Source organism: Ruegeria sp. CE9 (genome assembly GCF_056537425.1).
Genome location: NZ_JBQFRO010000018.1, coordinates 17,635 through 40,547, shown reverse-complemented (window position 1 = coordinate 40,547; position 22,913 = coordinate 17,635). Strand labels below are relative to the sequence as shown.

23 protein-coding genes are annotated in these 22,913 nt (G+C 57.0%); 8 read left to right on the top strand and 15 right to left on the bottom strand.

The window, feature by feature from the left end:
- Nucleotides 1-49 precede the first annotated feature (49 nt).
- The 7 genes from ACR0B3_RS22835 to ACR0B3_RS22805 all read left to right on the top strand — a co-directional run bounded on the left by ACR0B3_RS22835 (nucleotide 50) and on the right by ACR0B3_RS22805 (nucleotide 7,048).
- Nucleotides 50-1,591: an EAL domain-containing protein gene (locus tag ACR0B3_RS22835; RefSeq protein WP_480811069.1), complete on the top strand. Its 1,542-nt coding sequence runs from the start codon at nucleotides 50-52 to the stop codon at nucleotides 1,589-1,591.
- Nucleotides 1,592-1,717: 126 nt separating this feature from the next.
- A complete protein-coding gene (yidC, locus tag ACR0B3_RS22830) occupies nucleotides 1,718-3,541 on the top strand; it encodes a membrane protein insertase YidC (protein WP_480811068.1) in 1,824 nt (607 codons plus the stop codon).
- Nucleotides 3,538-4,275: an MOSC domain-containing protein gene (locus ACR0B3_RS22825; protein WP_480811067.1), complete on the top strand. Its 738-nt coding sequence runs from the start codon at nucleotides 3,538-3,540 to the stop codon at nucleotides 4,273-4,275. The genes yidC and ACR0B3_RS22825 overlap by 4 nt, the downstream gene beginning before the upstream one ends.
- Complete coding sequence (gene yihA / locus ACR0B3_RS22820; protein WP_480811066.1) at nucleotides 4,272-4,925, top strand: ribosome biogenesis GTP-binding protein YihA/YsxC; 654 nt, start codon at nucleotides 4,272-4,274, stop codon at nucleotides 4,923-4,925. Before ACR0B3_RS22825 ends, yihA begins: the two co-directional genes overlap by 4 nt.
- A 60-nt stretch (nucleotides 4,926-4,985) precedes the next feature.
- Nucleotides 4,986-5,849 carry an acetylglutamate kinase gene (gene argB, locus ACR0B3_RS22815; RefSeq protein ID WP_170687281.1) on the top strand — a complete coding sequence of 288 codons (864 nt, stop codon included), beginning with the start codon at nucleotides 4,986-4,988 and terminating at the stop codon, nucleotides 5,847-5,849.
- A 21-nt stretch (nucleotides 5,850-5,870) separates the two neighbouring features.
- Nucleotides 5,871-6,554 carry a ferredoxin gene (locus ACR0B3_RS22810; protein WP_480811065.1) on the top strand — a complete coding sequence of 228 codons (684 nt, stop codon included), beginning with the start codon at nucleotides 5,871-5,873 and terminating at the stop codon, nucleotides 6,552-6,554.
- Entirely contained in the window at nucleotides 6,551-7,048 is a 498-nt protein-coding gene (locus tag ACR0B3_RS22805) for a SixA phosphatase family protein (RefSeq protein ID WP_480811064.1), read from the top strand. The genes ACR0B3_RS22810 and ACR0B3_RS22805 overlap by 4 nt, the downstream gene beginning before the upstream one ends.
- A gap of 46 nt (nucleotides 7,049-7,094) precedes the next feature.
- Here the strand turns inward: ACR0B3_RS22805 and ACR0B3_RS22800 are convergent, their stop codons facing one another.
- The 9 genes from ACR0B3_RS22800 to ACR0B3_RS22760 form a co-directional block, all read right to left on the bottom strand.
- Nucleotides 7,095-7,886 (bottom strand): amino acid ABC transporter ATP-binding protein, encoded by a 792-nt coding sequence (locus ACR0B3_RS22800; protein ID WP_269149813.1) that lies wholly within the window; start codon nucleotides 7,884-7,886, stop codon nucleotides 7,095-7,097.
- A gap of 12 nt (nucleotides 7,887-7,898) precedes the next feature.
- Nucleotides 7,899-9,197 (bottom strand): amino acid ABC transporter permease, encoded by a 1,299-nt coding sequence (locus ACR0B3_RS22795; protein WP_480811063.1) that lies wholly within the window; start codon nucleotides 9,195-9,197, stop codon nucleotides 7,899-7,901.
- A 3-nt stretch (nucleotides 9,198-9,200) separates the two neighbouring features.
- Nucleotides 9,201-10,433, bottom strand: coding sequence for an amino acid ABC transporter permease (locus tag ACR0B3_RS22790; RefSeq protein WP_480811062.1), 1,233 nt, complete (start codon nucleotides 10,431-10,433; stop codon nucleotides 9,201-9,203).
- A 127-nt stretch (nucleotides 10,434-10,560) separates the two neighbouring features.
- Nucleotides 10,561-11,577, bottom strand: a complete 1,017-nt coding sequence (locus tag ACR0B3_RS22785) for an amino acid ABC transporter substrate-binding protein (RefSeq protein ID WP_170687286.1) — start codon at nucleotides 11,575-11,577, stop codon at nucleotides 10,561-10,563.
- 206 nt (nucleotides 11,578-11,783) lie between these two features.
- Complete coding sequence (locus ACR0B3_RS22780) at nucleotides 11,784-12,491, bottom strand: ATP12 family chaperone protein (RefSeq protein WP_480811061.1); 708 nt, start codon at nucleotides 12,489-12,491, stop codon at nucleotides 11,784-11,786.
- A 4-nt stretch (nucleotides 12,492-12,495) separates the two neighbouring features.
- Nucleotides 12,496-13,167 carry an HAD-IA family hydrolase gene (locus tag ACR0B3_RS22775; RefSeq protein WP_480811060.1) on the bottom strand — a complete coding sequence of 224 codons (672 nt, stop codon included), beginning with the start codon at nucleotides 13,165-13,167 and terminating at the stop codon, nucleotides 12,496-12,498.
- On the bottom strand, nucleotides 13,164-14,207 hold the full coding sequence (locus ACR0B3_RS22770; RefSeq protein ID WP_480811059.1) for an RluA family pseudouridine synthase: 1,044 nt from the start codon (nucleotides 14,205-14,207) through the stop codon (nucleotides 13,164-13,166). The genes ACR0B3_RS22775 and ACR0B3_RS22770 overlap by 4 nt, the downstream gene beginning before the upstream one ends.
- Nucleotides 14,208-14,312: 105 nt before the next feature.
- Complete coding sequence (locus ACR0B3_RS22765; RefSeq protein WP_480811058.1) at nucleotides 14,313-15,626, bottom strand: replication-associated recombination protein A; 1,314 nt, start codon at nucleotides 15,624-15,626, stop codon at nucleotides 14,313-14,315.
- A 3-nt stretch (nucleotides 15,627-15,629) separates the two neighbouring features.
- Nucleotides 15,630-17,015, bottom strand: a complete 1,386-nt coding sequence (locus tag ACR0B3_RS22760; protein ID WP_480811057.1) for a trypsin-like peptidase domain-containing protein — start codon at nucleotides 17,013-17,015, stop codon at nucleotides 15,630-15,632.
- A gap of 140 nt (nucleotides 17,016-17,155) precedes the next feature.
- On the opposite strand from ACR0B3_RS22760, the gene budA reads away from it, so the two are divergent.
- On the top strand, nucleotides 17,156-17,944 hold the full coding sequence (gene budA, locus ACR0B3_RS22755) for an acetolactate decarboxylase (protein WP_480811056.1): 789 nt from the start codon (nucleotides 17,156-17,158) through the stop codon (nucleotides 17,942-17,944).
- 122 nt (nucleotides 17,945-18,066) lie between these two features.
- Here budA and rplQ read toward each other — a convergent pair whose 3' ends face one another.
- From rplQ to secY, 6 genes are all read right to left on the bottom strand, one after another.
- Entirely contained in the window at nucleotides 18,067-18,486 is a 420-nt protein-coding gene (gene rplQ / locus ACR0B3_RS22750; RefSeq protein WP_480811055.1) for a 50S ribosomal protein L17, read from the bottom strand.
- Between the two features lie 174 nt (nucleotides 18,487-18,660).
- Nucleotides 18,661-19,677, bottom strand: a complete 1,017-nt coding sequence (locus ACR0B3_RS22745; protein WP_010437127.1) for a DNA-directed RNA polymerase subunit alpha — start codon at nucleotides 19,675-19,677, stop codon at nucleotides 18,661-18,663.
- Between the two features lie 115 nt (nucleotides 19,678-19,792).
- On the bottom strand, nucleotides 19,793-20,182 hold the full coding sequence (rpsK, locus tag ACR0B3_RS22740) for a 30S ribosomal protein S11 (RefSeq protein ID WP_008757289.1): 390 nt from the start codon (nucleotides 20,180-20,182) through the stop codon (nucleotides 19,793-19,795).
- 15 nt (nucleotides 20,183-20,197) lie between these two features.
- Nucleotides 20,198-20,566, bottom strand: coding sequence for a 30S ribosomal protein S13 (gene rpsM / locus ACR0B3_RS22735; RefSeq protein ID WP_008757392.1), 369 nt, complete (start codon nucleotides 20,564-20,566; stop codon nucleotides 20,198-20,200).
- A 211-nt stretch (nucleotides 20,567-20,777) separates the two neighbouring features.
- On the bottom strand, nucleotides 20,778-21,449 hold the full coding sequence (locus tag ACR0B3_RS22730; RefSeq protein WP_170687294.1) for an adenylate kinase: 672 nt from the start codon (nucleotides 21,447-21,449) through the stop codon (nucleotides 20,778-20,780).
- Entirely contained in the window at nucleotides 21,446-22,810 is a 1,365-nt protein-coding gene (gene secY / locus ACR0B3_RS22725) for a preprotein translocase subunit SecY (RefSeq protein WP_170687295.1), read from the bottom strand. The genes ACR0B3_RS22730 and secY overlap by 4 nt, the downstream gene beginning before the upstream one ends.
- Nucleotides 22,811-22,913 lie beyond the last annotated feature (103 nt).

Genomic DNA, 22,913 nt, shown 5'->3' with positions numbered 1-22,913 from the left:
TTACGGTTGGCTTGCGCGATCCTAGCTCAAGTCAAAGGCCGTAAATCCGATGCGGAAAATTCTCTCTGTTAACCGAAGCCTCGATGCCCTGCGTGTTCTTATTTCAGGACCGCAAATTCTGGCTTTTGTACCAGCTGCCTGTTTGGCCGCCTTCTGGTTGGGCGGTGAACGCGCCTTGGTCGCCACCGCCTTTGGCTTGCCGCTCGCGTTCGCTGCGACCGGCCTCTGGGGCGGTCGGTCATATACAGCGCGCAGCTCAGGAATGCGCCCCAGCGGCGCGGTTCCTTATGACGTGTTCCAAACCGAAATGCAGATGTTGAATGACGTGGTTCAAAAATCCAATGAAAACGCCGCCTGCGTCGCCGTTGCGCTGGATGATTATCTCGACCTTCTGGATCTGCACGGCCAGGCCGCCGCAAATCATGTGAATCGACAGGTCAGCGATCGCATCCTTTCGGTCATTCGCAGCCAGGATATTTTTGCGCAGATCGACCAGAACCGGTTTCTCATCGGCCTTCACCCATCCCCGCATCTTGACCTCGAAGCATGCATCCAGATGTCAGGTCGCATTCAAAGCGCCATCGAAGAACCCCTTATGGTGAATGGTACAAGTGTCTATCAATCCTGCTCCATTGGTTTCTGTCTGCATTCTGACCTGCGCGAACCCGAAGCGATTGGGTGGGTCGGCGCTGCCACCGCAGCTCTTTCCGAGGCGCAAAGAAGTGGGCCGTCAACTATACGCGCCTATTCAGCAGCGACCCAAAGGCGATCATTGGTCCGTGCCAACCTCAGGAAAGAGTTCGAGGCTGCGTTGGACAATGGGGATCTCCGGCCGTGGTTTCAGCCCCAGATATCGACCGACAATGGCAACATAACCGGATTTGAGGCGCTGGCGCGTTGGGAGCATCCGGTCAAAGGCGTTCTTGGTCCACAGGTATTCCTGCCTTTTGCCGAGCAGGCCGACCTGTTGGAACGATTGGGGCAGGTCATGCGCCATCATGCATTCGACGCGATGCGGGCCTGGGATCGCGCGGCATTGATTGTTCCAAGGATCGGGATCAATTTCTCATCCGATGAACTGCGCAACCCGAGCCTGATAGACAGCTTGAAATGGGAATTGGATCAATTCGATCTGACCCCTGACAGGCTGGCGGTCGAAATCCTGGAAACGGTGTTCTCGCGGCGGCCCGACGATGTGATCACGCGGAACGTAACCGGTATGGCAGCCCTTGGGTGCTGTATTGATCTGGACGACTTTGGCACTGGGCATGCGTCGATTGCATCGATCAAGCGATTTGATGTTTCGCGCATCAAGATCGACCGGACTTTCGTCGCAAAATCCGATCAAGACCCCAGTCAGCAACAATTGGTCAGTGCCATTCTGACTATGGCAGAGCGGCTGAACCTCGAAACGCTTGCAGAAGGTGTTGAGACGCCGGGCGAACATGCGTTGATGGCGCAATTGGGCAGCAATCACGTCCAAGGCTTCGGTGTTGCCCGGCCGATGCCGTTCGACCAAACATTGGATTGGATCACAGCGCATCGTGCCAAGCTTGCGGGCGCGCCCAAGATCGGTCGCAAAATGGGATGAAATCGGCAGTTTCGGTGCGCCAAATCCAGCGCTGCGGTGATTTGACGGGCGATTCCGCTTGACCTTTGGGGCTGCACTCTGTTGAACCCACCGGGTGTGTTTCACTGCTCAAGGTGGCTGTCCCCGATGGACGATCAGAATAAGAATCTTATCCTCGCAACCGCGCTCAGCTTTCTGGTGATCCTGGTCTGGTTTGTGCTGTTCCCTCCGCCGGAACCAACCACGACACAGGAACAGGCAGAAATTGCAGCCCTGGAAGGTGACGAGGTGCAAACACCCAGCGCCACCAGCACCGTGGGTGAGGCAACAGCAACCACCGAAGAAACACTGCCTGAAGAGCAAGCACCCCGGGTGAACATCGATACCCCCCGCCTTGAGGGAAGCTTGTCCCTGTCAGGTGGTCGGATCGATGAGCTGTTTTTGAAAGACTATAAAGTTTCGATCGAAGAAGGCGCACCGATTGTCGAGCTGCTGTCTCCGGTTGGGTCTGAATCTGCCTACTATGCGCTTTATGGTTGGGCTCCGGGTACCGGGCTAGCAGGAGCCGATGTTCCTGGTCCCAACACACTCTGGACACTGGAAGAGGGCGAAACGCTTGGCGTAGACAACCCGATCACTCTGGCCTGGGACAATGGCAACGGTCTTACCTTCCGTCGCATCATCTCGGTTGATCAGGACTATATGTTCACCGTGACCCAATCTGTTGAGAACGGGACCCAAGCCGAGGTGGGTATGGCCCCCTATGGCATCCTCGCCCGTCACGGCATCGGAGAGGACGGAGATCTGCCTGGCCTGAAAAACTTCTTCATCCTGCATGAAGGTGTGATCGGAATGGCCGACGGGACACTGTCCGAAGTCGATTATGGCGATGTCCGCGATTTCGATATCGATCCGAATGAGCGTGCACAGGCCGAGGTGTATCAGGTTAAGGAAGATGGCTGGATCGGCTTCACCGACCACTACTGGATGACCACGCTTATTCCTGAGCCCGGCTCGACGTTCAAAGCGGCCGCAAAATATGACTCGCGTCGCAAGATCTACCAAACCGAGACGGTGCTGCCGACGGTTACGGTTGCTCCGGGCGAGACCGCTGAAGTGACCACACGCCTGTTCGCTGGTGCCAAAGAATGGGAAGCCATTCGTGAATATCAGGCGGAAGGCGTCCAGAAATTCATCGACAGCATCGACTGGGGCTGGTTCTTCTTCCTCACCAAGCCGATCTTCTGGTTGCTGCACAACATCAACCTGCTGATTGGGAACATGGGCTGGTCCATCATTGGCCTGACCCTGATCATTAAGGCAATCCTGTTCCCGCTGGCCTTCAAATCTTATGTCTCAATGGCGAAGATGAAGGAGCTGCAACCGCAGATGGAAGCCCTGAAAGAGGCCGCAGGTGATGACCGCCAGAAGATGCAGCAAGGCATGATGGAGCTGTACAAGAAGGAAAAAGTAAACCCAGCCGCCGGCTGTTTGCCAATCTTGATGCAGATCCCGATCTTCTTCTCGTTGTACAAAGTGATCTTTGTCACCATCGAACTGCGTCAGGCCCCTTGGTTTGGCCCGTTCCAGGACCTCAGTGCTCCGGACCCAACCTCGATCTTCAACTTCTTTGGCTTGTTGCCCTGGGCCGCACCTGCACCCGAGAGCTTTATGGCACTGATCTTCATCGGTATCCTGCCGCTGCTATTGGGTATCTCGATGTGGCTGCAGCAAAAACTGAACCCGGCACCAACCGATGCGACTCAGGCGATGATCTTTGCCTGGATGCCGTGGGTGTTCATGTTCATGCTGGGCGGGTTTGCCAGCGGTCTGGTTGTATACTGGATTGCGAACAACACGATCACATTCACCCAGCAATACCTGATCATGCGTAGCCAGGGCTACACGCCTGACGTATTCGGCAACATTAAGTCCGGCTTCAAGAAAACGCCAAAGACGGATGACAAATGACCGGCACAGTGAGCGCCCTGTGGCGGCACCCGATCAAAAGCCACGGGCGTGAAAGCCTTGATCAGATTACCATGACCCCCGGGCAGACTATGCCCGGGGATCGTGTTTGGGCAGTTGCGCATGAGGCATCCAAGGCCGATGGCTCGGAGTGGATGCCATGTAACAATTTCAGCCGCGGGGCAAAGGCCCCTCAGTTGATGGCAATCTCGGCGCAATTGCATGGTGACGCGGTCACGCTACGCCATCCTGACCGCCCTGACCTGAGCTTTGAGCCCGACACGCAGCAGAACGCCTTTCTGGACTGGGTCAAGCCGTTGATGCCGGCTGATCGCGCCGAGTCCGCTCGCATAATCCGCGTGCCCGGGCGTGGTATGACAGATAGCGATTTTCCATCGATCAGCCTGTGCAACATGGCCTCGCACCGTGCAGTTGAGCAAGAGCTAAACCGTGATCTGTCGACCATCCGCTGGCGCGGCAATATCTGGTTCGACGGTCTGCCGCTGTGGGAAGAGTTCGACTGGATCGGCCGCGATATCCGCATTGGTGAGGCAACCCTGCGCGTCCGCGAGCGTATCACGCGCTGCCTGGCGACGACCGCCAACCCTGAGACGGGCGAACGCGACGCGGACACTCTGGGCGCTCTGAACAGCTGGGACCACCAGGATTTTGGGGTTTACGCCGAAGTGCTGGACGGGGGCACCATTCGCACTGGCGACAAGGTTCAGATACTATGACCACGCTTCCCTTTCCTTTGGCTGAGACACCAGACGCGTTCGCTGCAGAGACCGGGCGCAAACTGTTTGCCGGACCATCAGAGTTTGTCAAAGGCGTCGTCGCCATGGACGGCCTGCCCGCCCCGGACCGGTTGGAGGTCTGTTTCGCGGGTCGCTCAAACGTGGGCAAATCCAGCCTGATCAACGCGCTGACCGGCACCAAGGGTCTGGCGCGCGCATCCAATACGCCGGGCCGCACGCAAGAGATCAACTTTTTCACGCAAGGGCCAGAGCTCTATCTGGTCGACCTGCCAGGCTATGGCTATGCCAACGCGCCGGTAAAGATCGTGGAGAAATGGCAGCGTCTGCTCAAAAAATACCTGAGCGGTCGCCAGACGCTGCGCCGCGCCTTCGTGTTGATCGACTCGCGACATGGGGTGAAATCCGTGGACGCCGAGATCATGAAACTGCTGGACACCAGCGCCGTGACCTTTCAATGCGTTCTGACAAAGGCCGACAAGGTCAAGGCCAAAGACCGCGAGAAAGTGCTAGATCAAGTGCGCAACGCCCTGTCCAAACACCCTGCTGCTTTCCCCGAAATCGTGCTGACTTCGTCCGAGAAAGGCGATGGCATTCCAACGTTGCGCTCGATCATCGCACATCTGGAATAGCTTCGCCCTTGGCAGCACCGCACAAAGGCCCTAACACGGTGTGCCAGAGGGACCTAAGCCATGAAGACACGAGATATGAACCGGGACTGGATCGCCACCGCAGCCACACTCAACAGCGCCCTGCCCTATCTGCAGCGATATGACGGTGCAATCGTCGTCATCAAGCTGGGCGGGCACGCCATGGGCAGCGACGAAGCCATGGAGAGCTTTGCGCGCGACGTCGTTCTGATGCGTCAGGTTGGCGTCAATCCTGTGATCGTGCATGGCGGCGGACCAATGATCAACGCAATGCTGGACAAGCTAGATATTCAGTCCGAATTTGTCGGCGGTAAGCGTGTCACCGACAAGGCCACTGTCGAAGTGGTTGAAATGGTCCTTTCGGGGCTTGTGAACAAGCGCATCGTACAGGCCATAAACGGACAAGGCGGCTCAGCCGTGGGCCTGTCGGGCAAAGATGCCAACCTCATGATCTGCGACCAGACGGACCCGTCACTTGGATTTGTCGGCTCTCCGTCCGAGATGAACCCCAAGGTTCTGCATGATCTGTTTTCGCATGACGTGATCCCGGTGATTGCACCCTTGGGCGCTGGCCGTGCAGGTGAGACGTTCAACGTCAACGGTGACACCGCAGCAGGCGCGATTGCTTCCGCTCTAAAAGCTGATCGCCTATTGCTTCTGACTGATGTCTCAGGCGTCAAAAATGCTGCTGGTGATGTGGTGACCGAGCTGAAAGCCGGGCAAATCCGCGAGATGACGTTGGAAGGCACTATTGCAGGTGGCATGATCCCAAAGACTGAGACGGCTCTGGATGCGCTTCACAGTGGCGTTCGGGCTGTCGTAATCCTTGACGGTCGTGCGCCCAACGCGGTTTTGTTAGAGCTGTTCACCGAACATGGCGCGGGCTCGCTGATCAGGCCTGACTGATTGATGCGGTGGGGGGCTTCGATGACGAACCAATCAGACGACACCTCAAACGCCTTCCCAGAATTCACACGTGTTGAGCAAGTCGCCGAGGCTGCGGGCCTCATCATCATGGGCGCACTGCACCCCCGAATAGCTGAGGCCAAACAGCTTGAGACCGGCACCTTGATCTTACTTGGAACAGCTGGTGCGTTCTGGCCAGCACTCAAAGCTGCCCCAGAGTGGAATGAGGCAAATCCGGTAGACCGTTGGTCGACGCGCGTTATCAGCCATATGGCGCAGACGCTCGGTGCCGAGGCGCATTTTCCCTTCGGTGGCCCGCCATATACGCCCTTTATCGATTGGGCTCTCAAGTCCGGCCGGACATTCAGCAGCCCGGTCGGAGCTCTGGTGCATGACACTGTTGGGATGATGATCTCATACCGGGGGGCACTTCATTTTGAAGAAGAGTTCGCGATCCGGAATATCGACAATGCGTCGCCTTGCACAAATTGCCCCGCCCCTTGCACCACGACCTGCCCGGTTGGAGCGCTCAACGCTCAAACTTTCTATGATGTGGCGGCCTGCCATGATCATCTAAACACGGAAGAAGGGCAAAGCTGCATGACGGGCGGGTGCCTCGCACGGCTGGCCTGCCCTCTCAGCGCAGGGGCCGAGCGTGACCCCGAACAATCAGCGCACCATATGCGCGCGTTTCATCCGTCATGAGCCGTCTGCTGATCCTGACGCGCCACGCAAAATCCAGTTGGGATGACCCAACGGCCAGCGATCATAACCGCCCTTTGAACAAACGCGGGCGCCAATCGGCCCCGGCGATGGCCAATTGGTTGAAACAGCACGGGTGGCTGCCTGACGAAGTGATCAGTTCAACCGCATTCCGGACCCGCGAAACATGGGAGAGAATGGGACTTACCGCCGAGACGGTTAAATTCTACCACCCGCTTTATCTGGGCAGTGCTGACACTTTGCTACGGCATTTGTCTAAGGCTTCGGGCAAGGCCGTACTGATGCTGGGACATAACCCCGGCATCGCCAATTTTGCCAACCGTATTGTCGCGCAAGCCCCTGATCATCCCCGGTTTCTGGATTATCCAACCTGCGCCACAACGGTCATCCGCTTCGATTTCGACAACTGGTCTGAATTTCAATGGCACAGCGGAGAAGTTCTGGGCTTCGCCATCCCACGCGAACTGCTGGAATAGAAAAAGGCGGGGTCAGAACCCCGCCTTTTCGTTGATTTGCGAAGGATCAGTGCCCCAAGATTTGGCTCAGGAACAGCTTGGTGCGTTCGCTCTGCGGGTTGTTAAAGAACTCTTCTGGTTCATTCTGCTCCACGATCTGACCCGCGTCCATAAAGATCACGCGGTTGGCGACCTGACGGGCAAAGCCCATCTCGTGGGTCACACACAGCATGGTCATGCCTTCCTCGGCCAGTTCGATCATGGTGTCGAGCACCTCTTTGATCATCTCGGGGTCCAGCGCCGATGTCGGTTCATCGAACAACATGATCCGCGGCATCATGCACAGCGAGCGGGCAATCGCCACACGCTGCTGCTGACCACCCGACAACTGACCGGGATATTTCAGCGCTTGGTCCGGGATTTTCACCTTTTCCAGGAAATGCATCGCGCGCTCTTCGGCCTCTTTCTTGGGCGTCTTGCGCACCCAGATCGGGGCCAGCGTGCAGTTCTCCAGAATGGTCAGATGCGGGAACAGGTTGAAGTGCTGGAACACCATGCCAACCTCGGACCGGATCTTGTCGATGTTTTTTAGGTCATTCGACAGCTCGGTTCCGTCCACAACGATCGTGCCTTGCTGGTGTTCCTCCAGCGCGTTCAGGCAACGGATCAGGGTGGATTTACCCGAGCCCGACGGACCCGCAATAACAATCCGCTCGCCCTGATTGACGGTCAGATTGATGTCGCGCAGCACGTGGAAAGACCCGTACCACTTGTTCATGCCGTTGATTTCGATGGCGACCTCGTCGCTCACCTGCATCTTCGAGCGATCGATTTCGCGTTCTACTGCAAGTTCAGACATGTGTTGAACTCCTTAACGATGGTCCGTGGCAAGGCGACGCTCGAGCCACTGGGAATATTGAGAAATGCCGTAGCAGACGACAAAGAACAGGAGCGCGGCAAAGCCAAAAAGCTCCCAGTAAATGCCTTGCCATTCGGTCGACGCCAGGATCGGCCCCCGGATCATACCCACCAGATCGAACATCGAAATGACCGAAACCAGTGTAGTATCCTTGAACAGGCCAACGGCCACGTTCACGATACCAGGGATCGAGATCTTCAGGGCCTGCGGCAGGATGATCAGACGCATCGCCTGAGGGTAATCCAAGCCAAGACTATCTGCAGCCTCGTACTGTCCACGGGGCAGAGCAGCCAGACCACCACGGATAACCTCGGCAATGTAAGCGGCCGAGAACATGGTGATCATGATCACAACGCGCAGGAACAGATCGACCGTGCTGTCAGGCGGGAAGAAGTAGGACAGCATCACCGAAGCCACAAACAGTAGCGTGATCAGAGGCACGCCACGGATGAATTCGATGAAGATGACACAGACCCATTTGATCAGCGGCATGTCCGACTGACGGCCTAGTGCCAGTGCAATCCCAAGCGGAACCGACAGCGACACACAGGTCACACCCAGCATCATGTTTAGCATGAAGCCACCCAAGTCTCGGCTGGGAACATAAGTCAACAATGCGTTTTCTGACGCCCCTTCAGGGATCAGAAGCGCGCCGACGTTCCAGACGATCAGTGCAACGATGATGGCACCAAAGAATCCGGCGGCAAAGCTGTTCTTACCCAATTTCTGGAACACTGCACCGGCAGCGATACAACCTACCAGCGCCACCAATGGCGCAAGTATCGTGCCACCCCAGATCAGCCAGAAGGCAACAAAAGGGTAAAGTCCCGTAAAGATCAGCATCTTGCGCGGCAGATCGAAGAACAGAACCGGAGCAAATGCGACCAGCATCAGTACGAAGGCCAGATTGGGTCGCCAATAGGCGTCGGTTGGATATTTGAACCCATAGATAAGCTGCGGCCAACGCTCGGTCAGAACCGCGAAACAGGCCCCGGTTTTCCCCGCCAGTATCTCGCGGCATTCTGCCAGCGAGTTCGCATTCCAAACCCCATTCAGAATCCACGGCAGCGTGTTCTTCAAAATGAGGTAGATCAGGATCAGCGAGATCACCGTCAAGATCGTGTTGGCAACGCCCGAGAACAAGTTCTCGCGCATCCACTTGACCACGCCAACCTCATTTGCAGGGGGCGGTGAAGGAGGGATTGTGCCTTCTGCCACGAAGGCGATCGAATTCGTCGTTTGATCACTCATGGCTCAGCGCTCCTTCAACTTGACGGATGCGTTGTAGATGTTCATCACCATCGAAATCAGCAGCGAAGCCGTGAGGTAGAACAGCATCAGCAGCAGAACACACTCGATCGCGCGACCAGTCTGGTTCAGCGTAATACCACCTAGCGTTGCAGTGATATCCGCGTAGCCTACTGCAATCGCCAGCGACGAGTTCTTGGTGATGTTCAGATATTGCGAGATCAACGGCGGGATGATCACCCTAAGAGCCTGCGGCAAGACCACAAGGTTCATGACCCGACCCGGGCGCAAACCCAGCGCCGACGCAGCCTCGGTCTGACCTTTTGAGATCGCCTGAATACCCGCCCGGACGTTCTCCGCGATAAAGGCACCTGTGTAGATCGACAGTGCGAACCACAATGCGATTAGTGGTGCACCGATTTGAAGACCTCCACGCAAATTGAAACGGTTCGCCAAAGGATCAGGCAGATCCCATGACAGTCCTAGCAAAAATAGAACAACGATCAGCGGCACGAACCAAATCGCCGCGTTCAAAAGCAGCGTATTTGGTCTGATGCCCGTCTTCTCTTGTTTGATCTGTGCGTTCTTATTCACAAACCGCGTAGAGAAATAGGACGCGACCAACACTGCAACTACAAGCAACCAGTTCGCAACACCGCCAAAACCACCGGTAAAGTATGGAAGCGGTACGTAAATTCCCCGGTTGGTAAACGCAAAAAGCCCGAGCACCATTCCACGCTCGGCATCCTCACCCAGATAGGCTCTTGGTGCGGGCATCGCAGCGGTAATGATGAAGAAGATGATAAGGATCCAGATCAGAACCGGAATGTTCCGGAAGATCTCGACATAAAACGCCATCAGCTTTGAGATAAGCCAGTTGTTCGACAGGCGCAGAACACCGGCGATTACACCGAACACTGTTGCCGTGATACAGGCCAGAAAGGCCACCAGCAGAGTGTTCAGAATGCCGACAACAGCCGCACGCCCATGTGAAGACTGGCTGTCATATTCAATGAGGCGTTGGTTAATATCGTACCCAGACGGATCGCCAAGGAATGAATAGGAAATGTTAAGGCCAGCGGCCCTAAGGTTCTGGATCAGGTTGTTACCTAGATACCAGATGCTAAGCGCAATAACGATCGCCGCGATCACCTGAAACGTCAGTGAGCGATAGCGGGTATCGTTTATGAGCATAGACAACCGAAAGTCAGCTTTCGGCGGGTCAGTCATAGTCGACATATTTTGGAATCCCCGTGCATTTCGGACGCTTCATACACCGGCAGGGTTTTCCCCGCTCTTGAGCCGCCCGTAGCATTTTGATGGAAAAGAGGGCGCAGGTTGCCCTGCGCCCTCTTCTCTGTGGGTTTTAGCGGAACGGCGGCGAGTACAGCAGACCACCTTCGGTCCACTGTGCGTTCAGGCCGCGTGCCAGACCAATCGGGGTTTCTTCACCGATGTTCTTGGCAAACACTTCGCCATAGTTACCACCAGCTTTGATAGCTTTGGCGGCCCAGTCAGCGTCCAGACCCAGCATCTCACCCAGAGTACCTTCGGTACCCAGCAGGCGGTTGACTTCTGGGTTGTCCGTGCCAGCTGCCATCTCATCGATGTTCGCCGAGGTCACGCCCAGCTCTTCAGCCGAGACCAATGCGTTCAAGGTCCAGCGGACCACATCGCCCCACTCGTGATCGCCGTGACGGACCAGCGGGCCCAGCGGCTCTTTCGAGATGATTTCAGGCAGCAGAACGTGATCACCTGGATTTTCGAACGTGGCGCGAGTTGCAGCCAGGCCCGATGCGTCGGTGGTGTAAACGTCACATGCACCAGCAAGGTACTGCTGTTGTGCTTCGGCGTTGGTTTCGATCGGAACCGGCTCGTAGCTGATGTTGTTCGAACGGAAGAAATCCGCCAGGTTCAGCTCGGTGGTGGTGCCGGTTTGGATGCAAACGGTCGCGCCGTCCAGTTCTTTGGCCGAGCTTACGCCCAGTGCCTTGGGAACCATGAAGCCTTGGCCGTCATAGTAGTTAACGCCGACGAATTCGAACTTCAGGTCGACATCGCGGCTGAAGGTCCAAGTGGTGTTACGTGCCAGCATGTCGATCTCGCCGGACGCCAGCGCGGTAAAGCGTGTCTTACCGGTGGTCGGAACGAATTCTACTGCGTTCGCGTCACCCAAAACAGCTGCAGCAACAGCACGGCATAGGGAAACATCAAAGCCCTGCCATTCGCCATTCGCGTCGGGCGCCGCAAAACCAACCAGACCGGTGGTCACACCGCAGTTTAGCTTGCCGCGTGCTTTGACGTCGTCAACGGTCGCAGCCGCAGCCGCACCAGCAGCCAGGCCGGCAATTGTTGCCATGCCCAAGATTACGGATTTTTTCATTTTTACCTCTTCCTGATTTTCCGCCCCTAGTTGAGACGGTTCGACCCAGCGCTGCCGCGCCGGAAAGGTTACCCAAAAGGTCTCTCCCCTTTAGTGGCACGAGTTTGGGCGTATTCATCAACAAACGTCAAGGGCCGGATCAGCGAAAACGATAGGTGAATTTACGTATTATTTGGGCTGAAATCACAATTTGACGCCAAAAAGTCTCAAGTAGAGAGGTCATAGAAGCGCTTTGCATGCAGGAAGGCGGCTTCTTTCACTTCGGCGGCGGCGTACGCCTCGTCGTCATGGCCCCATTGCTCAATCTGCCAAAGCTCATCCAGCCGCGAAATGCGCCATATCTCGTCCGGTTTGCGCCAATTCTGTGCAGCCGCAAAACCAAGAATCAATGACCCGGACAGGCTGACGAGGTCGTGAAACGCGGCCAGTTGGAACGCGCTTAGCTCGTGCACCCGACCACGCAATCGCTGTAACGCGTCAGCGGCCTGCGGTTGGTGCACCACACCCACGATCGGAAAGAGCCGTACGTTCAGTGTGTCAGCCGCCCAATCCAAGGCCGGGTCCCACGCGTCAGATTGTCGTTTTTGCAGGGTCCCGGGATGGGTCGCCCGATAACACAGCAGATCCGAGTCGCCGTAATCCGCAAGCATATCGGCGACTTCGCCATGCTGTTGCTGAACCTTGTCGATTGCGGCATTGGCAGAACGGGTAAACGGCATCGTGGCCGGGTCAACTTCTTTTTCCTGTGCGTCCCATTCTTGGGCAACCGCCTCGGCCATAGCACGCTTCGGCAGGATCAACGCAGCTTTTGCTGGCGTTTTGACCCGGCGACCGTCCAGTTCAACGGTATACCCCCCGTCCGCCTCGACAACAGCGCTTGTGGTCCAGAACCGCTTTGGCTTCCAGTCGCTCATTTCATTAGCCCCAGATATTAGCCAGTGCTGCTGGCAGTTGCTCAAATGTCTCGATTACGTGCCGCGCTGCGCACAGGGCTGCGCGATCATGATATCCCCAGCTGACACCGACCCCGGCAATTTGTGCAGCGGTGGCCATGTCCATGTCAAAGCTGGTATCGCCGACCATGACAGCATGCTCGGCAGGTACTCCTGTTTCAGCCAAAGCCGTTTCGATCATCGAGGGATGAGGCTTGGATGGGTGATGGTCCGCGACTTGCCTGGTCACGAAATACCGCTCCAACCCATGCGCCTCAAGCAATGCATCAAGCCCGCGCTTAGATTTGCCTGTGGCAACGCCCAAAAGCACCTCGGGCTGTGCGTGGAGCTGTTCAATCACCTCGCGCGCGCCCGGAAAAAGCGGTGAGCTTGCAGCCCCCTGCTCTAACCGTTGCGCATGATAGGCCTGTTTGTAACCTTCGACCAACAAGCCCTGCACCTGTTCTGACCGTTCAGGTGCCAGCCGCGCCATTGCGTGCGGCAGAGACAGGCCAACGATGGACAAGACCGCCTCGCGATCCGGAATTGGCAGCGATTGTGCCTGAAAGCACGCGGTCATCGCAGAGACAATAGCACCCTGACTGTCAACCAGCGTGCCATCTACATCAAACAGGACAAGCCGCAAAGGGGCGTTCATCGCAGTTCCTCAAATGGATCATCCGAGGCCAAATCCTCAGTCCAGCCCAATGTCTCCCAACTATGCTTCATATGCTCGGGCAAGGGCGCCGTGATCGAGATAGGTTTTCGGCTCGAAGGGTGTTCGAACGAAAGGCTGCGCGCATGCAGATGAAGCTTCTTGCTGATAATCCCGCCCAATTGCGCGCCCCAACCGTCACCAAGGTTCTCTTGCCCCGACCCGCCATATTTTCCATCGCCGATGATTGGATGGCCAATCGCCGCCATGTGTGCACGCAACTGATGGGTTCGCCCGGTCACAGGCTCCATTGCGACCCAAGCCGCCCTACCCGCGACCCGATAGAGCGTCGCATAGAGCGTATGCGCGCGCTTTGCCCCAGGCGTATCGTTCACTTCGCTGGGGTGCACGGCGATCATCTTCTCGCCCTCGCCCTGTTTGCCATGCCCTGACGCTTTGACCAGACCCGTCTTGATCTCGCCCAGATAAGGCGTTGGCACACCAGCCACGAGGGCCCAGTAGATCTTGCGCGTATTGCGATGCCGGAACGCTGCGGTCAGCCCTTTGGCGGCCTCGCGCGTGCGGGCCATCAAAAGAACGCCGGATGTGTCTTTGTCCAACCGATGCACAAGGCGCGGGTTCTCGTCATGGCCAAAGCGCAAGGCCTCGGACAGACTATCCACATGGCGGGTCTGACCGCTGCCACCCTGAACCGGCAGGCCATGCGGTTTGTTCAACGCCAGAACATCGTCATCCTTGTAGATCACACAGGACTGGATCATCTTCGCGTCCGCATCCGAGACACGATGCTTCACGACTGCGGGCTTGTGATCCGCATCTGGCAGCGGCGGCACACGTACAGACTGCCCGACCTCAAGCCGTGTCGAAGCTTTGACCCGACTGCCATCTACGCGCAGTTCACCCTTGCGGCACATCTTCTCGATCCGGCCCTGGCTGACATGCGGAAACAGGCGGCGCAGCCAGCGATCCAGCCGCTGGTCGCCATCGCCCTCTGCTACGGTGATCACCTGTACGCCGCTCATGTCATTGCCCCTTGTTCCGCACGGCTGATCCGCCCGGATTGTGCTTGTTTCAGTGCCTTAGAGAATCATGCGCGTCTGTCGCGCGCATCGGGTGCAGAGTCAAGCCTAGCTCGAATTGCGCTGGGATCTCAGCTTGGCGAAATACTCCAGCCGTTTTTTCAGCTCCCGTTCGAACCCAAGTTCAACCGGCTGATAGAGTGCCGGGCGTTTCATATCATCCGGGAAATAGTTCTGACCCGAAAACCCATCTTCGGCATCGTGGTCATAGGCATAGCCTGCCCCATACCCCTGATCTTTCATCAGCGAGGTCGGCGCGTTCAGGATATGTTTGGGCGGCGGTTTGCTGCCCGATTGCTTGGCCAGCCGCATCGCCGCTTTATACCCCACATAGGCCCCGTTCGATTTCGGAGCGAGCGCCAGATAGACCAAAGCCTGCGCCAGCGCCAGCTCACCCTCGGGCGAGCCCAACCGCTCATAGGTTTCCCAACTGTGCAGGCAAATCGATTGCGCCTGCGGATCGGCCAAGCCGATATCCTCGACCGCCATCCGCGTGATCCGGCGCGCCAGATAGCGCGGGTCTTCACCACCGGTCAGCATCCGCGCAAACCAATAGAGCGCTGCGTCCGGGTCCGATCCGCGCACCGATTTGTGCAGGGCCGAGATCAGATTGTAATGCTCGTCCCCCGACTTGTCGTATTTTGCAGCACGCCGCATCAGGCGCGTTGACAAAGCCTCGGGATCCAGATCGGCGTCCACTTTCCAGGCGGTAACCTGTTCAATCAGGTTCAATAGCGCGCGCCCGTCACCATCCGCCATCTCTTGTAGCGCTTCGCGGGCGGCAGACGTCAGCGGCAATGCACGATCCAGCTCTTTCTCGGCGCGTTGGGTCAGGCGCTCAAGATCAGCGAGACTGAGCCGCTCCAGTACCAGCACCTGAGACCGACTGAGAACCGCCGCGTTCAGCTCAAACGACGGGTTTTCGGTCGTCGCGCCCACCAGAAGGATCGTGCCATCCTCCATATGCGGAAGAAACCCATCCTGTTGCGCTTTGTTGAAACGATGGATTTCGTCGACAAACAGCAAAGTGCCCTGCCCGTTCTGACGGCGGATCTTGGCGGCTTCGAACACCTTTTTCAGATCCGGAACACCCGTGAAAATCGCACTGATCTGCACGAAATGCAGATCGGTTTCCTGGGCCAGCAACCGGGCAATAGTCGTCTTACCGACACCCGGAGGTCCCCAAAAGATCAGGCTGGACAAGCTACCCGAGGCCAACATCACCCCAAGCGGCGCCTCTGCGCCCAGAACCTGCTCTTGCCCGATCACCTCAGATAATGACTGCGGCCGCAAGCGATCCGCCAGTGGACGGTGAGGCGAGGCTGCGGGCTCGGCGGAACCAGTATCGAAGAGATCACTCACGGGTTACAGCCTGAACCGCAACGAAATCGCGCGACCACCCCGCTCAAGCGCAATCTGAACTCTGCGACCCGGATCGGTTAACGCCTGAACAACATCCTCGGGTGCATCGATACCCGAGCCGTTGATATCCACCACGACATCGCCGGCGCGCAATCCTGCCCGCGCGCCATAAGGACCGGGATCAACAACAACGACGCCGGTCTGCGACAGTGTCAAACCCAGCCGCACGATCACGGCCGGATTAATGCCAGACACCGTCATCCCTGGAAGCGCGGTATCCTCATCCAATGTGGTCTCATTTGCGGCGGGGTTTTCGGGTGCCCTGATCAATGCCACTTCGATCTCGGCCTGATCCTCTCCGCGCAGCCGGGTCAACACCGATTTCCCGCCAACCCCCGCGACGGCCATCCGAAACTTCATTTCAGCCGGAGAGTTCACTTCATCCCCATCGACATGAGTGACCACATCCCCGACCCGTAGGCCCGCATCGGCCAGCGGGCTGAGCGCATGCAGGTCGGAAATCACGACACCAAGTGGAATAACCATGCCCAGTGACTCGGCGATATCCGCACTCATGTGCTGGCCAGCCATACCCGCCCAAGGGCTAACAAAGCTCTCGTTGCCAGCTTGCGCCTGCCGCAGAAACTCAGCCACCAGATTGGCAGGGATGGCAAAACCAATCCCGTTCGATCCGCCCGAACGGGTCAGGATCGAGGTGTTGATCCCAATAAGGTCGCCATTCACATCGATTAACGCACCGCCAGAATTGCCGGGATTGATCGCCGCATCAGTCTGAATGAAATACCCGCGCGCATTGCCCGTTGCCGTCCCGGTGCGCGCCAGCCCAGAGATGATGCCCGATGACACAGTCTGCCCAACGCCGAACGGATTGCCGATGGCCAAAGCAAGCTCGCCCACCTCTACATGATCTGAATCGCGCATCTGCAGGAATGGCAGATCGTTTGCCTCTTCCAAACGCAATATCGCAATATCGCTTTCCTTGTCGCCCAACACGACGGTGGCTGAGTACTCGCGCCGATCTGTTGTCACGACCTGAATTTCGGTTGCTGTCCCAACAACATGGTAGTTGGAAACCACATAGCCATCCGCTGAAAGTATCACGCCGGAGCCCAGTGAATTCTGCACCCTTGGCCGGGGTTCCCCAAACCCCCGACCAAAGAAATCCTGAAAGAACGGATCCGAGAAAAACGGATTGGCCCGCCCCTGCCGAACGATCTTGGCATAGATATTTACAACTGCGGGCGCGGCCTGCTTGACGACAGGTGCGAAGCCCAGCGAGATCTCTGCCTGCGACTGAGGCACCCGTGTTTGGGCCGGGCTTTGAGTTGCAATCACAAGGAAAGTCAGTGCCAAGAAAGCGCGGATCATGCAGTCCCCCATAGAGTCGAGGGAAGATATGCGGGCGCGGAAGTCTGATTGCAAGCGACTTGGCCCGAACACTTCGCCATATGCAAACCGGGGTCATCTGTTCATAGTGTCCGAAGCGCAGCTGTCAGAAAGGAACCGATATGGCAAATGATCATGAGGTTAGTTTTGTGACCGCGCTTCTAAGCCATCATGAAAACGGTCATTTCAACACCGATGCGCACGCCCACGAATATTACCAGGCGTCGTTGCTGAGCGCCGTGATGCAGGGCGTCTATGACGGGACCGTCACGATACAGCAAATCCTTGAGCATGGTGACTTTGGCATCGGGACATTCAATGCGCTGGATGGAGAAATGATCATCGTGGATGGGGTATGCTATCGCCTCGACACCGAGGGTAAAGCAACTGTTGTCAGCGGAGATACGCTGACCCCCTATGCCGCCGCGATCCAGTTTGATCCCAGTGTAACATTCGAACTGAAGGATGAGGTTGGAAAGGCCGAATTTGAAAGCGGTCTAGATGCGATGGCCGAGGCCAAGAACCTGTTTTATGCAGTTCGCTTCGTCGGCAAGGTCAAATATATCAAGTACCGAAGTGTTCAGCGCCAGACGCGCCCGTATATACCATTGACCGAGGTCGTAAAATCTCAGGCGGAATTCGAGTTACACGAAGCTGAAGGCACATTGTTCGGTTTCAGATGCCCTGATTATGCGGCAGGGATTGGGGTGCCCGGATATCACCTGCATTTCTTATCGGCCGATCTGTCAACCGGCGGTCATGTGCTTGATTATACGCTGTCCAACGGCCAGGTTGATATCGACCATACCTCATCCTTGCATCTAGAACTGCCCGACTCCGAAGACTTTTCCGAAGCCGATCTTACTGCCGGATCGTCGACGCAGGACATCGAGAAAGCTGAGGGCAAATAGAGCCGTGATCATATCACGCTAATGGCTGGAACGACCCGCGATCAGGGCCCATTTCGAAATAACCAAAAACAAAACCCCGCACCAAAGGTACGGAGTTCCAAAATTCAAACTCGTCGTTTGACTTATTCGTCTGCGGCCTCTTCGGCAGCAACGCGGGCTTTGTCTGCCGCGCCTTTGGCGTCAACGTCACGATCAACGAATTCGATGATCGCCATCGGAGCCATGTCGCCATAGCGGAAGCCAGCTTTCAGGATGCGGACGTAACCACCCTGACGCTCGGCGTAGCGGGGGCCCAGAACTTCGAACAGCTTGGCGACGTCTTTGTCTTCTTTCAGCTGTGCTGCGGCCTGACGGCGGGCGTGCAGGTCGCCGCGCTTGCCCAGAGTGATCAGTTTTTCAACGATCGGGCGCAGTTCTTTTGCTTTGGGCAGAGTTGTTTTGATTTGCTCATGCTCGATGAGCGAGCCAGCCATGTTCGCAAACAGAGCTTTGCGGTGCTCATGAGTACGGTTCAGGCGGCGGTAACCACGTGCGTGACGCATTTTCTAGTTCCTTCTTTCGCGTTTTGCTTTGTCTGGCCAGCGATGCGTGTCACCAGCTCTCCTTGGGGCATCATTGCCCGTACAGTCCCCGGCAGTCCGGGCATTAAGAGGTGGGGTAGAACCCCACCCTACTTTTGAAGCGCTCTTGTAGGATGGGGTTTCACCCCATCTTTCTTAAAAGGCGTCTTCGAACTTCTTCGCCAGATCTTCGATGTTGTCGGGCGGCCAATCCTCGACATCCATGCCGAGGTGCAGGCCCATGCCGGACAGCACTTCTTTGATCTCGTTCAGCGACTTGCGGCCGAAGTTCGGGGTGCGCAGCATCTCGGCTTCGGTCTTCTGGATCAGATCACCGATGTAAACGATGTTATCGTTCTTCAGGCAGTTTGCCGAACGGACCGACAGCTCCAGCTCGTCGACTTTCTTCAGCAGCAGCGGGTTGAACTCCAGACCATCGTCTTCGTCCTGGCGGCCAGCCGATTCCGGCTCGTCGAAGTTGACGAAGATCGAAAGCTGATCCTGCAGGATACGAGCGGCAAAGGCCAGCGCGTCTTCCGGTGTGATCGAACCATCGGTGTCGATTTTCAGGGTCAGCTTGTCATAGTCCAGAACCTGACCTTCACGGGTCGGCTGAACGTCATAGGCAACCTTTTTGACCGGCGAATAGATCGCGTCGATCGGGATCAGACCGATGGGCGCGTCTTCGGGCTTGTTCTTCTCAGCCGAGACGTAACCCTTGCCGGTGTTGACGGTCAGTTCCATGAACAGGTCGGCGCCATCGTCCAGATGGCAGATGACGTGATCGCGGTTCAGAACCTCGATGCCGGCGCTTTCGCTGATGTCGCCTGCGGTGACAACGGCGGGGCCTTTGGCATTGATCGACAGGCGCTTGGGCCCTTCGACTTCCATGCGCAGCGACACGCCTTTGAGGTTCAGGATGATGTCGGTGACGTCTTCACGCACGCCTGCAACCGAGGAGAACTCGTGCAAGACGTTGTCGATCTGAACGCTGGTGATGGCCGCGCCTTGCAAGCTGCTCATCAGAACGCGGCGCAGCGCGTTGCCCAGGGTCAGACCAAAGCCACGCTCCAGCGGCTCGGCAACCAGGGTTGCCTGACGTGCGGGATCGTTGCCCGGCTTTCCGTCAAGCTGGGTTGGCTTGATCAATTCTGCCCAATTCTTGTGGATCATGTAATCCCTCCATTCCTGTCCGCGCCCCATGACCAACAAGGTGCAGACGCCCGAGGTTCAAAATGACGTGCTGGGGCCGTGCAAAAACACGGGCCCCAGCTTAATTCAAAATCGCTTAGACGCGACGGCGCTTCGGCGGACGGCAGCCGTTGTGAGCGATCGGTGTCACGTCGCGGATCGACGTAATGTTGAAGCCCACTGCAGCCAGCGCACGCAGAGCCGATTCACGACCCGAACCGGGGCCCTGAACTTCGACTTCCAGCGTCTTGACGCCATGTTCCTGCGCCTTTTTGCCTGCATCTTCTGCAGCCATCTGAGCGGCGTAGGGGGTCGATTTCCGCGATCCCTTGAAGCCCATGGTACCGGCAGACGACCACGAGATGGCGTTGCCCTGTACGTCCGAGATCAGGATCTTGGTGTTGTTAAAGGTCGAGTTCACATGGGCAACGCCCGATGCGATGTTCTTACGCTCTTTGCGCTTAACGCGAGTCTTGTCACGTGCCATCGGTCAGACCCTCCCTTATTTCTTCTTACCGGCAATGGCCTTTGCGGGGCCTTTGCGGGTACGAGCATTGGTGTGGGTACGCTGACCGCGAACCGGCAGGTTGCGACGGTGACGCAGACCGCGATAGCAGCCCAGGTCCATCAGGCGCTTGACGTTCATCTGAACTTCACGACGCAGGTCACCTTCAACGGTGAAGTTTGCATCGATGTGCTCGCGGATGGCCAGAACTTCGGCGTCGGACAGTTCGTTGACGCGACGGTGCGCTTCAATGCCTACGGCTTCGCAGATCGCTTTGGCCGAGGTGTTTCCGATACCGGTGATATATGTGAGGGCGATTGGTACCCGCTTTGCAGTCGGGATGTTTACGCCGGCAATACGTGCCACGTGTCACTTTCCTTTTTGTTGCGGTTCCGTAACTCCGGAACCTTTTTTCACAACACTTGACCGTGGCAGTGACGCCAGAGGGTCCAGTATTATTCGAGGTGGTCGGGGCATTTGGGACGAATCCCGCATGCGGTCTTGATTCCCTTTAGGGATGGGGGTCGATATGGGCTTTTGGCGGTGCCGTCAAGCCCATTCCATCAATGCCCGATTCTCAGCCGTTACCGGTGGCATCACCACCTTTATCCAGGACGGTGGCAATAGCCCCCTGAACCTCATCGATCTCGCCCAAACCATCGACCCAGGACAGGTTGCCTTTGGCGTGGTAGTACCCGATCAGCATCGAGGTTTTCTTGTAATATTCCATCAGGCGGGTTTTGAGGCTTTCCTCATTATCGTCCGCACGGCGTTTGAAATCGTTTTCCTTGCCGCAGTTGGAGCATTTGCCATCCGCTGGGATCGGCTTGGTGATATCGTTGTAGACCTCACCACATCCGCCGCAAGTCGATCGCGCCGTGATCCGTGCAACCAAGGCATCGTCATTGACTTCCATCGCAACAACAGCGTCCAGCGTCTCGCCAGTGCTGTCCAGCAATTCACCTAAAGCATCGGCCTGCGCCAACGTGCGTGGGAAACCATCAAAGATGAAACCTCCCTTGGCACCCTGTTCCAGCTTTTCGCGGATCAAGCCGATTACGATCTCATCGGTGACCAGTTCACCCTTAGCCATCACCTCGGCCACGCGGTTACCCATTTCAGTACCGCTGTCTTTGGCTTCGCGTAGCATGTCGCCGGTGCTCAGCTGAACCATCCCGCGGGTTTCAACCAGGTGACGCGCCTGCGTGCCCTTGCCTGCCCCCGGGGGACCGAGAAGTATGATGTTCATCGACGAGCAGCTCCCTTTCTGCCGCGTTTCTTGCTTTTGCCGCGCAGCTGGGACTTTTCAATCAGCCCTTCGTATTGATGCGCCAGCAAATGGCTCTGGACCTGTTGGATCGTGTCCATGGTCACCGAGACGATAATCAGCACGGACGTGCCGCCAAAATAGAACGGAATGGCGAACTGGCCCCGCAGGATTTCAGGCAGCAGACATACCGCAGCCAGATAGGCCGAACCCAGCACCAGAACGCGGTTGACCACGTACTCCAGATACTCGGCGGTTTTCTTGCCTGGACGGATACCCGGTACAAACCCGTTCTGCTTTTTCAGGTTGTCCGCCACATCGTCCGGTTTGAACGATACGTTAAACGTGTAGAAATAGGCAAAGAACACGATCATCGAGGCGAAGAACAGCAGGTACAGCGGCTGTCCGGGACCAAAGTTGGCCAGCAGCCACGACATGACCGGGCCATTTGTGGCGCCCGACGAGAAGGTCGAGATCGTCACCGGCAGCAGCAGCAGCGAGCTTGCAAAGATCGCCGGGATCACACCTGCGGGGTTCACTTTGACCGGCAAATGGCTGGAGCCGCCCTCATAGACTTTCATACCCGCCTGACGGCGCGGGTACTGGATATGGATCTTGCGTAGTGCACGCTCCATGAACACCACAAAGGTGATCACGGCAATGACCATGACGATCACACCCACGATCACAGCGGGGCTGATTGCACCGGAACGACCAGAGGCAAAGAACTGTGCCAGCGCGGCCGGAACCTCGGCGATGATACCGACAAAGATGATCAGAGAAATACCGTTGCCGATACCGCGTGCGGTGATCTGCTCACCCAGCCACATCAGGAACATGGTACCGCCGACCAGAGTAATCATCGTCGACATACGGAAGAACATGCCCGGATCGGTCGCCAGATCGCCCGATTCCAACGAAACGGCCAGACCATAAGCCTGAACAGTGGCCAGCGCCACTGTGCCGAAACGAGTGTATTGGTTGATCTTCTTGCGCCCTTGCTCGCCCTCTTTCTTGAGCTGTTCGAGCGCGGGAACCATCGATGTCAGCAGCTGCACGATGATCGAGGCCGAGATATAGGGCATGATGCCGAGGGCAAAGATACCCATCCGCCCCAGCGCTCCGCCGGTGAACATCGAAACCATGCCGCCGATGCCCTGCCCCGCTTGCTCCATGAACTCACGCAGCGCTTGTCCGTCGATCCCCGGCACCGGGATAAAGGTGCCCAGGCGATAGACGATCAGCAAACCCAGCGTGAACAGGATGCGGTTGCGCAGATCGGTGGCTTTGCCAAGGGCAGCCCAGCTTGTGTTGGCTGCCATTTGTTCTGCTGCTGATACCATAAATCGGTCTCTCTTATGTAAACGCCGCCCGGAACCGTTTTCCGGCTCGGGCGGCGTCTGGGAAAACTTAGTGCTCTATGTAAGCGGGTCTTTGCCCGCTCAC